Source organism: Streptomyces sp. STAM6, assembly GCF_054963715.1.
The window spans coordinates 434426-444730 of record NZ_JBUEFZ010000003.1 but is presented as its reverse complement, the minus strand read 5'-3'; the positions used below and the strand labels follow the sequence as shown (position 1 = coordinate 444730).

8 protein-coding genes are annotated in these 10305 nt (G+C 71.9%); 2 read left to right on the top strand and 6 right to left on the bottom strand.

What is annotated here, in order from left to right; all coding sequences use genetic code 11:
* Positions 1-173: 173 nt before the first annotated feature.
* The gene (locus tag ACY34K_RS06720) at positions 174-1508 is read right to left on the bottom strand and encodes a hypothetical protein (RefSeq protein WP_462744728.1); all 1335 of its coding nucleotides are present in this window, start codon (positions 1506-1508) and stop codon (positions 174-176) included.
* A gap of 105 nt (positions 1509-1613) precedes the next feature.
* Complete coding sequence (gene cimA, locus ACY34K_RS06715) at positions 1614-3227, bottom strand: citramalate synthase (protein ID WP_462744726.1); 1614 nt, start codon at positions 3225-3227, stop codon at positions 1614-1616.
* Between the two features lie 504 nt (positions 3228-3731).
* Here cimA and ACY34K_RS06710 point away from each other — a divergent pair.
* A complete protein-coding gene (locus ACY34K_RS06710; RefSeq protein ID WP_462744724.1) occupies positions 3732-4427 on the top strand; it encodes a hypothetical protein in 696 nt (231 codons plus the stop codon).
* Between the two features lie 21 nt (positions 4428-4448).
* Here the strand turns inward: ACY34K_RS06710 and ACY34K_RS06705 are convergent, their stop codons facing one another.
* From ACY34K_RS06705 to ureA, 4 genes are all read right to left on the bottom strand, one after another.
* Complete coding sequence (locus ACY34K_RS06705) at positions 4449-4988, bottom strand: TetR/AcrR family transcriptional regulator (RefSeq protein ID WP_462744806.1); 540 nt, start codon at positions 4986-4988, stop codon at positions 4449-4451.
* 156 nt (positions 4989-5144) lie between these two features.
* On the bottom strand, positions 5145-6164 hold the full coding sequence (locus tag ACY34K_RS06700) for an agmatine deiminase family protein (RefSeq protein WP_462744722.1): 1020 nt from the start codon (positions 6162-6164) through the stop codon (positions 5145-5147).
* Between the two features lie 13 nt (positions 6165-6177).
* Positions 6178-7860, bottom strand: a complete 1683-nt coding sequence (locus ACY34K_RS06695; RefSeq protein ID WP_462744720.1) for an urease subunit alpha — start codon at positions 7858-7860, stop codon at positions 6178-6180.
* The gene (gene ureA / locus ACY34K_RS06690) at positions 7860-8546 is read right to left on the bottom strand and encodes an urease subunit gamma (RefSeq protein WP_462744718.1); all 687 of its coding nucleotides are present in this window, start codon (positions 8544-8546) and stop codon (positions 7860-7862) included. The genes ACY34K_RS06695 and ureA overlap by 1 nt, the downstream gene beginning before the upstream one ends.
* A gap of 180 nt (positions 8547-8726) precedes the next feature.
* On the opposite strand from ureA, the gene ACY34K_RS06685 reads away from it, so the two are divergent.
* A complete protein-coding gene (locus ACY34K_RS06685; protein WP_462744716.1) occupies positions 8727-10181 on the top strand; it encodes a cytosine permease in 1455 nt (484 codons plus the stop codon).
* Positions 10182-10305 lie beyond the last annotated feature (124 nt).

Here is a 10305-nt window from a genome sequence, read left to right as displayed (position 1 = left end):
GGCGGGACCCCAACGGGCCCCGCACACTCGTATCGGACTTCATGAGTGCCAGGGTCCCCAGGGGCATCAGGGGCTTCATGGGCCCTCACCCTGCGGGCCGGTTCACCGGCGGCCCGAGGGAAGGCCCCGACCGGAGGGGATGGGTCGGGGCCTCCAGGAGGGCGCGGGAGGAATCAGAAGCCTCCGCCGCCGAAATCGCCTCCGCCGCCCCAGTCGCCGCCACCGCCCCAGCCGCCTCCGCCGAAGTCGGAGCCGGAGAAGTCGGCGCCGGAGAAGTCACCGCCCTCGAAGCCCTCGCCGCCGTATTCGGAGGCGTAGGCCGGGGTGGAGAGCATCGAGCCGAGCATGGTGCCCATCAGCAGGCCGGGCAGGAGGCCGCCGCCGAAGTACCCTCCGGCCCAGGGGCCGTACACCGGGCCCGCCTCCCAGTAGGGCCTGCGTCCGTACTCCGTCTCGACCGTGCGGGTCATCGGGTCCTGGCCCTCGGCCAGGCGTGCCGCGTCGGCCGCGCAGACCGGGACCTGGCGGGCGGCGCCGCCGGCCGGGGCCCACTCGGTCTCGGTGGCCGCCGGACCGTGGCGCGGGTCGAAGAAGCAAGGTGCCCGCCGCTCGGGAAGCGGGCGGCCCTCGCGGCGGGCGGCGAGGACGGCCAGCGACCAACGGCCGTCCTCAAGGGCCTCGGTCACGCCCCTGACGTCATGGGGGTGCTGGGCCCCGGCCATGAGGGACTTGGCCTTTTCGTAGGAGTCGAGGGCACGCTCGTAGTCGCCGCGCATCGCGTCGTCCGCGCCCTTCTCGCCGGGGTGGAAGTCGAGCCGGTCCAGCTCCTCACCGTAGGCGGTGATGTCCTCGTCCACCACGACACGGAGCTTCTCCAGGGCCTCCCGCTCCTCCTCGACCTTCCGGCGCCGCTTGCGGTGGACGGTCGTGTACGCGGCCGCGCCGCCCGCGACCGCCACCGCGCCGAGCATGATCAGCCCGGCGACCGGGGCGCCGCCGTCGTCGGGGACGCCCGCCCAGGAGCTCGGGGCGGAGCCGCGCGCCACCGGGATGGCCTGGTCGACGAAGTTGTTCAGCTCGGTCGTCGCGTCCACGTCCGGCTGGCGCACCGCGGACACGATGTTCTGCACAGCCGCGTTCGACATCACGGACCGGTCGGCACCCGCGTTGAAGCCGTCACCGAGCCGTACGGCGTACACCCCGGTCACGCCGGTCTCGGTACGGAGATTGCGCAGCAGATTGTCCGGCGGGAACTCCTCGCTCGCCGGCAGGACCGCCACGAAGATCGGCTTGTCGGCGTCCCTGATCTTCTGGGCGAGTGCGTCCGCGTCGATCCTGGGCAGCTCACGTGCCGCGTCGGGGTGCACGTACACCGGGCCCTTCTTCAGGGCCGCGGCCGCGTCCTCCGTCCCCGTGGCCCTGGCCCCCGCGCCGGGGGCCAGGGCCAGGAGCAGCAGTACGACCAGCCCCGCGAGGGCCGACAGGAGGAAGAACGGCCTGGTCCTCATACCTTGACGCTACCCCAAAAGGGGTCAAATAGGACCAGTTCGGAGGGTTCGTTCGGGGCTTCCTGGCCGGGATGCCGCAGGGGTCACTCCGTGGCTACTCCACGGCTACTCCGTGGGTTCGATCCCCGCCCGCAGGAGCCCGTAGGTGTACGCGTCCTCCAGCGCCTGCCAGGACGCCGCGATGACGTTCTCGCCGACACCGACCGTCGACCACTCGGCGTTGCCGTCGCCGGTGGTGATCAGTACGCGGGTGGTGGACTCGGTGCCGTGCCGGCCTTCGAGGATGCGCACCTTGTAGTCGATCAGCTCGAACTTGGCGAGCTGCGGGTAGATCCGCTCCAGGCCGGCCAGCAGCGCCCGGTCGAGGGCGTTGACCGGGCCGTTGCCCTCGGCGGTGGCGACGATGCGCTCGCCCTTGGCCCACAGCTTCACGGTCGCCTCGTTGGCGTGCGTGCCGTCCGGGCGGTCCTCGACGATGGCCCGCCAGGACTCGACGCGGAAGTACCGGCGGGCGCGGCCGTCGGCGAGCTCGCGCAGCAGCAGCTCGAAGGAGGCGTCGGCGGCCTCGTAGGTGTAGCCCCTGAGCTCGCGCTCCTTCACGCGCTCGACGACCCGGCCGACCAGCTCCCGGTCGCCGCCCAGGTCGATGCCGAGCTCCTTGCCCTTGAGCTCGATGGAGGCGCGGCCGGCCATGTCGGAGACCAGCATCCGCATGGTGTTGCCGACCCGCTCAGGGTCGATGTGCTGGTACAGGTCCGGGTCGACCTTGATCGCGGAGGCGTGGAGGCCCGCCTTGTGGGCGAAGGCGGAGACACCGACGTACGGCTGGTGGGTGGAGGGGGTCAGATTGACCACCTCGGCGATGGCGTGCGAGATGCGGGTCATCTCGGCCAGGGCGCCGTCGGGCAGGACCCGTTTGCCGTACTTGAGCTCGAGCGCGGCGACGACGGGGAAGAGGTTCGCGTTGCCGACGCGCTCGCCGTACCCGTTCGCCGTGCACTGCACGTGCGTGGCGCCCGCGTCCACCGCGGCGAGGGTGTTGGCGACGGCACAGCCGGTGTCGTCCTGCGCGTGGATGCCGAGGCGGGCGCCGGTGTCGGCGAGGACGGTGGAGACCACGGCCTGGATCTGGGCGGGGAGCATGCCGCCATTGGTGTCGCAGAGGATGACGACATCGGCGCCCGCCTCGTGCGCGGTGCGCACGACGGACTTGGCGTACTCCGGGTTCGCCTTGTAGCCGTCGAAGAAGTGCTCGCAGTCCACGAAGACCCGACGGCCCTGCTCGCGCAGGTACGAGACGGTGTCGGCGACCATCGCCAGGTTCTCGTCCAGAGTGGTGCGCAGAGCCAGCTCGACATGCCGGTCGTGCGACTTCGCGACGAGCGTGATCACCGGCGCACCGGATGCCAGCAGCGCCTTGACCTGGGGGTCCTCGGCGGCCGTCGCGCCGGCGCGGCGGGTCGCCCCGAACGCCACGAGCTGCGCGTTCTTGAACGTGATCTCCTGCCGCGCGCGAGCGAAGAACTCGGTGTCACGCGGGTTGGCCCCCGGCCAGCCGCCCTCGATGAACCCCACGCCGAAGTCGTCCAGGTGCCGGGCGATGGTCAGCTTGTCGGCGACGGTGAGATTGATTCCCTCACGCTGGGCGCCGTCGCGCAGCGTGGTGTCGAAGACATGGAACCCGTCGTCGACGGGATGGCTGTCGGTCTCCGTGGTCATGACTGTGATGGCTCCTGTCGGATGTGGCTCCGGGACGACGTGGATCCACTGCCCCCATCATCGCGCGCCGCTCGCCTTCCGCCGGGGTGGTGCCGGAAAACGAAAAAACCCCTCGCGGGTGCGAGAGGTCTGCGCGCGGGTCTGGGGCACGGTGTCCGCTGCCACGGGGATTCTGCCGTGGTCTCAGCGGTCACTGCGGACCGGCGCGCTGCTGTCCATAATCATGGCGGTAGCAAGCACGTGGGCAGTTTGCCACATCTGGACGGGTGATTGGACAGCGGTCTCACGATGCGGGCGTCAGCGCGGTGGTAACTGGCCCCTATGAACACACCACCCCCACCTTCGGGGCCCACCTCCGGCCCACCCAGTGGCCCGCTCCGTCCTCCCCCACCCAGCGGGGGCGGCGGCTCTGGCGGCGACCGTCCCCAGCCGGCCGGCGCCCCCGGCCCCAAGCCGGGCAGGTCCCGGCGCCTCATCGCCCTGATCGTCGGCGCGGCGGTCGTCGTGATCGGGCTCGTCGTCGTCCTGATCGTGGTGATGGGGGGCGACGACGGCGATGGGGAAGCCACGTCCCCATCAACCACGCGGCGGACGGTGGCCACGGCGGCGGAGGCCCGGCAGGTCGCCCAGCGGGTGGCACTGGTGCCGGAGGACTGGGGGGCGGGCTTCACGAAGAACGACCCGTATGAAGCTCCCAGTGACGAATTCGTGCCGGCGCCGGACTGTTCGGTGACCGCGCGCCCTTCGAGGGCGGGCACCCTTGCCTCACTGCAGCGCGGTTCCGCGACCCCGGAAAGGGAGACGCAGGCAGTTTCCGAAGTACGCGTGTACGGAAACGCGGCGACCGCCCGGACGTACGTGGCGGACCTCAAGCGCGCGATTTCCAACTGCCCGAACCAGACCGGCAACGAGGTTCGGTGGGACGGTGTCCATGAGGTGGCCGCGCCGGCGGTACAGGGGTTCGATGAGCTGATGGCCGAAGAAGCCACCTATGTCTACACATACACCGACGGCACAGAGGGCAAGGACCTCTACGTCTCGTACACCGGGCGCGCCGGCGAGACAGTGCTCATCTCCACGGTCGAAGGTCCGCCCCAGGACAGTGCGGACATCCGCAAGCGCGCGAGAAACGCCCTCGCCTTGATGTACCAGCGCCTGGAGCAGACCCTCGGCACCGGCAGCACCGCCACCTACGGCTGACCCCGCACCGCCCGCCCCCGTTCAGGGCAGCAGGACGTCCTCCAGGAATTCCTTCACATGCGCCAGGACCTGGTCTCGGCCCGTGCCCGGTATGCCGACCGCGACGTGGACGCTGAAGCCGTCGAGCAGGGCGCGCAGGCGCGCGGCGAAGCGGTCCGGGTCGACGGGGCGGAGTTCGCCGCGGGAGATGCCCTCGGCGAGGAGGGCGACCAGGTCGCGGTGCCAGGCGCCCTCGATGGCGGCCTGGCGGGCGCGGGCGTCCTCGTCGGCGTTCTGCGAGCGGTTCCAGACCTCCAGCCACAGGGTCCAGTGCGGGTCACGGGGGCCGTCGGGCACGTACAGGTCGACGTACGCGGCGAGCCGTTCGCGGACCGGGGCCTGGCGGGACAGCAGCGCGCTGCGCTCGGCGCCCAGGCGGCCCTCGCTCCACTCCAGGGTCTGGAGGAGGAGCTCGTCCTTGGTGCGGAAGTAGTAGAGCAGGTGCCCGCTGCTCATCCCGACCTCACGGCCGAGCCCCGCCATGGTGAGCCCTTCGAGCCCGCGCTCGGCGATGGTCTCCATGGCGGTGGCGAGGACCTCTTCCCGGGGCGGCGCGGTGTTGCGGGGGCGCCGCCGCGCGGCGGGCGTCACAGGGGGTTCGTTCACTCGTACGTTGTACCCGATCCTTCCAGGTCGCCGCGGCGGACCGCCCGGGATCCCGGGGCTCGGAGCCGCGTCTCAGATCCTCGGCTGCTGCTGTGTGATGCAGTGGATGCCGCCGCCGCCCGCGAAGATCGTGCGCGCGTCCACCAGCGTCACCGTCCGCTCGGGGAAGAGCCGGCGGAAGATGCCCGCGGCGATCTCGTCGTTCGGGTCGTCGAAGCCGCACAGCACCACACCGCCGTTGCAGATGTAGTGGTTGATGTAGGAGTAGTCGACCCAGTCGCCCTCCTCGTCCTTGATGACCGTCGGGGCCGGGATCTCGACGACCTCCAGCCGGCGGCCACGGGCGTCGGTCTGGCCGCGGAGGAGGTTCACGTACATCCGGGAGCGCTCGTGGTCCGGGTGCGCGGGGTTCTGCTGGCTGTGGACCACCACGACGCCGGGCTTGGCGAAGGCGGCCACGATGTCGACATGGCCCTGGGTGCCGAACATCCCGTAGTCGGCGGTGAGGCCGTGGGGCAGCCAGATCGCCTTGCTGGTGCCCAGCTTGGCGTGTATCTCGGCCTCGACCTGCTCGCGGGTCCATTCGGGGTTGCGGCCCGCGCCGAGCTGCACGGTGTCGGTGAGCAGCACCGTGCCCTCGCCGTCGACGTGGATGGCGCCGCCCTCGTTCACGAGCGGGCTGCTCAGCACCGGCACACCCGCGAGGTCCGCGACATGGCGGGCGATCTTGGAATCGTGCTCCCAGCGGGCCCAGTCGGCGCCACCCCAGCCGTTGAAGACCCAGTCCACGGCGGCGAGCCGGCTGCCGTCGGTGACGAACGTCGGCCCGATGTCGCGCATCCACGCGTCGTCGAGGTCCCGCTCCACCAGTTCGATGCCGGGGCCGAGGAGTTCCCGGGCGGACGCCTCCTGGCCGGGCCCGTGCACGACGGTGACGGGCTCGAAGCGGTGTACGGCACGGGCGACGGACGCCCACGCCGTGCGGGCCTCGGCCAGTTCCTCGTCATCGGTGAAGGTGGCGTTGGGGCCGGGCCAGGCCATCCAGGTGCGCTCGTGCGGGGCCCATTCGGCGGGCATGCGGAAAGTACTCATGGAGTGGGTGTCCTCAGAGGAAGTAGAGGCGATTGAGGGAGACGGAGTCGGCCGGGTCGGAGCGGACCGGGTCGCCGTCGAGGGTGACGAGCCCGGTGCGGCCGTCCACGGCGACCTCTCCGACACGGGAGTTGAGGAGCAGGTCTCGGGGTCCGATGCCGCGCGTTCCGCGCACGGCGACCCGGCGGCGGCGCGTGGGCATCCGGTCGGCGCCGAGCTGGGCGGCCGCGCCGGACACGAAGGCGACCGAGATGTCCGCGGCGGTCGCGCCGTGAGCGCCGAACTGCGGGCCCAGGACGAGCGGTTCGCAGGTGTCCGTCGCCGCGTTCGGGTCGCCCACGACCCCGTACGCCGGGAAGCCGGACTTGAGGACGAGCTGAGGCTTGGCGCCGAAGAACTCGGGCCGCCACAGCACGATGTCGGCGAGCTTGCCGACCTCGATCGAGCCGACCTCGTGCGCGAGGCCGTGGGCGATCGCCGGGTTGATGGTGAGCTTGGCCATGTAGCGCAGGACGCGGGCGTTGTCGTCGTTGTCCCCGTCGCCCTCCAGCGGGCCCAGCTCGGCCTTCATCTTCCCGGCCATGGCGAAGGTCCGGCGTACGGTCTCGCCGGCCCTTCCCATGCCCTGCGCGTCCGACGACGTGATACCGATCGCGCCGAGGTCGTGCAGGACGTCCTCCGCGCCCATCGTGCCTTCCCTGATCCGGTCGCGGGCCATGGCCGCGTCGCCGGGCAGGTCGGTCTTCAGGTCGTGGACGGAGACGATCATCCCGTAGTGCTCGGCGACCGCGTCCCGCCCGAAGGGGAGGGTGGGGTTGGTCGACGAGCCGATGACGTTCGGGACGCCCGCCATCTTCAGGACGTTGGGGACGTGCCCGCCGCCGCAGCCCTCGATGTGGAAGGCGTGGATGGTCCGGCCCTCCAGCACCCTGAGGGTGTCCTCGACGGACAGGCACTCGTTCAGGCCGTCGCTGTGCAGGGCGACCTGGACGTCGTGCTCCTCGGCCACCCTCAGTGCGGTGTCCAGGGCGCGGGTGTGGGCGCCCATGTCCTCGTGGACCTTGAAGCCGGACGCGCCGCCCTCGGCGAGCGCCTCCACCAGCGGCGCGGCGTCCGAGGAGGAACCGCGGCCGAGGAAGCCGATGTTGACCGGCCAGGCGTCGAAGGCGTTGAAGGCGTGGCGCAGGGCCCAGGGCGAGTTCACGCCGACGCCCCACACCGGGCCGAACTCCTGGCCGATGATCGTGGTGACGCCGGAGGCGAGCGAGGCCTCCATGATGCGCGGTGACAGCAGGTGGACGTGGGTGTCGACGGCTCCGGCCGTGGCGATCAGGCCCTCGCCGGAGACGATCGAGGTGCCGGTGCCGACGACGACGTCGACACCGTCGAGGGTGTCGGGGTTGCCGGCGCGGCCGATGGCGTGGATGCGGCCCTCGCGGATGCCGACGGAGACCTTGCGGATGCCCTGGACGGCGTCGATGACAAGCACGTTGCTGATCACGACGTCGCAGGTCTCGCGGACGGCGGCGGCCTTGAGGTGCAGTCCGTCGCGGGCGGTCTTGCCGAAGCCGGCGAGGAACTCGTCGCCGGGCTTCTGGGCGTCGGACTCGACACGGACGGTCAGTCCGGAGTCGCCGAGCCGGACGCGGTCGCCCGCGCGGGGGCCGTGCACCGATGCGTACTCGTAGGGGTCCATTACTCCGTGGCCTCCGCTCCCAGGTAGCCGCAGGCCGCAGCCCTGCGCAGTGCTTCCGCCTTCGCGTCGGGCGCGTCCAGCGGGCCGTCGACGAGGCCCGCGAAGCCGATCGCGACCCGGTCGCCGCCGATCGGTACGAGGCCGACCCGTGCTTCGCCGCCCGGGTCGAAGCGCATGGACGAGCCGGCCGGGATGCACAGCCGCATGCCGTACGCGGCGGCGCGGTCGAACCGCAGGCGCGGGTTGGCCTCGAAGAAGTGGAAGTGCGAGGTGACGCTGACCGGCACGGCGGCGGTGTTCCGCACGGCCAGGGTGATCGCGGGCTCCCGCTCGGCGTGGAGGGGGCCGGGGAGCAGGGCGCCCGGGGCGTCGTCGCCGCCGGGGCCGCCGATCGGGTCGCTGACCACCGCGAGCCGCGAGCCGTCGTCGAAGACGGCTTCCACGTGCACCTCGGTCACGACGTCCGCGACTCCCGGCAGGACGTCGTCCGGGCCGAGCACCGAGCGCGCGGCCTCGATCGCCTCGGCGAGCCGGCGCCCGTCGCGGGCCGCCTCGCAGACGGTGTCCGCGATCAGGGCGGTCGCCTCGGGCACATTGAGCCTCAGGCCCCGGGCCCGGCGGGCCCGGGCGAGCTCGGCGGCGCCGAAGATCAGCAGCCGGTCGCGTTCCGTGGGGGTCAGTCGCACGTCACCACACCTCCTGTTTGAGCACCACTCTAACCAGAAGATTCATTGACGTGAAGCATTGACGCGAGTGCGCGGCGTAAGTCACATTGAGCGCCGCTCCATTTAGAGCGACACTCAAAGAAGCGGAACCAGTGCCTCCGAGCCTGGACCGGCTGACGGACCTGCGAGCAGGGAGCGCCCATGCAGAGAGAACAGCGCGGAGTCGACACCATCCCCGAAGCGGAACGCACCAGCGGACCACGAGACCTCATCTCGATCCTGCTGGGGTCGAACCTGTGCCTGGGCGTGATCGTCTTCGGCTGGCTGCCCGTCTCCTTCGGTCTCGGCCTGTGGCCGGCGGTCACCTCGATCCTGGCCGGAACGGTCGTCGGAGTGGCGGTGACCGCGCCGCTCGCGCTCGTCTCGCTGCGCACCGCGACCAATCTGTCCACGTCGAGCGGTGCCTTCTTCGGCGTGCGGGGCCGGCTCGTGGGGTCCGTGGTCGGGCTGCTGCTCTCGCTGGGCTACACCGCACTCACGCTGTGGATCGGCGGCGACGTCATGGTCCGCACGCTCGCCAGGCTCATCGGCCTGCCGACCGGAGGCACGACCCACGCCCTGGTGTACGCGGTGCTGGCCGGTTGCACCGTCGTCGGGGCCGTCTACGGCTACCGGCTGCTGCTCAGGCTCAGCAGGGCACTCGCCGTCGGCATGACCGTGCTCCTCGCGATCGGCCTGGTCGCGTACGCCGGCGACTTCACCACCGCGCCGCCGCCGGACACCCCGTACCTGCTCGGCTCGTTCTGGCCCACCTGGCTGCTGTCCGCCGTCGCGGCGGGCCTCAGCGGCCCGATCGCCTTCATCACGCTGCTCGGCGACTACACCCGCTACATCTCGCGCGAGCGCCACAGCACGCGCACCGTGTGGTGGGCCACCTGCGCCGGGCTCTTCCTGGGCCTGCTGGTGCCGCAGCTGTTCGGCACGTTCACGGCGCTGTCCGCGCGGGCCGGCCTCGACTACGCGGGCCCGCTCGTCGACGCCTCACCCGCCTGGTACCTGGCGCCGCTGCTGCTCGCCGCCACCGCCGGATCGATCGGCAACGCGGGGCTGATGCTCTACTCGATGGGTCTCGACCTGGACGCCATCCTGCCTCGGACGACCCGCACCCGGGCGACGCTGGTGGTCGCCGTCGTCGCCACGGCCTTCGTCTTCCTGGGCCACTTCGCGTGGGACGCGCAGTCCGCCATGACGTCGTTCGTCCTGCTGCTGACGGCGATCGGCACCCCGTGGGCGGTCATCACCCTCATCGGCCACTTCCGCTGCGGCGGCGCCTACGACCCCGAGGCGCTGCAGGTCTACAACCGGCGCACCAAGGGCGGCATCTACTGGTTCACCGCGGGCTGGCACGTGCGCGCTACCGCGGCGTGGGCGCTGGGTGCCGCGGTGGGCCTCTCCGCCGTCACCACCCCGCTCTACGAAGGCCCGCTCCTCGCCCTCACGGGCGGCGTGGACTGCTCCTTCATCCTCTCGGCCCTGGTCGGCGGCGTGCTCTACGCGGCCCTCACCCCCGGCTCCCGAACCCCGGCCCCCGCACCCGCTTCCGCGCCCGCCGGGACCGCCGCCCCGGCCGCGGAGCCGGAGACCGCCGCGTCCTGACGCGCGGCACGCCGGAGCGCCCGCGCCCCCGAGCGGGGGGCGCGGGCGCTCCCTTCAGGCCGGGAACCCCCGCGGAGGACCGCCGGCGCCCGCGGGTGTGCGGGACTCGCACAGGACATGCCCG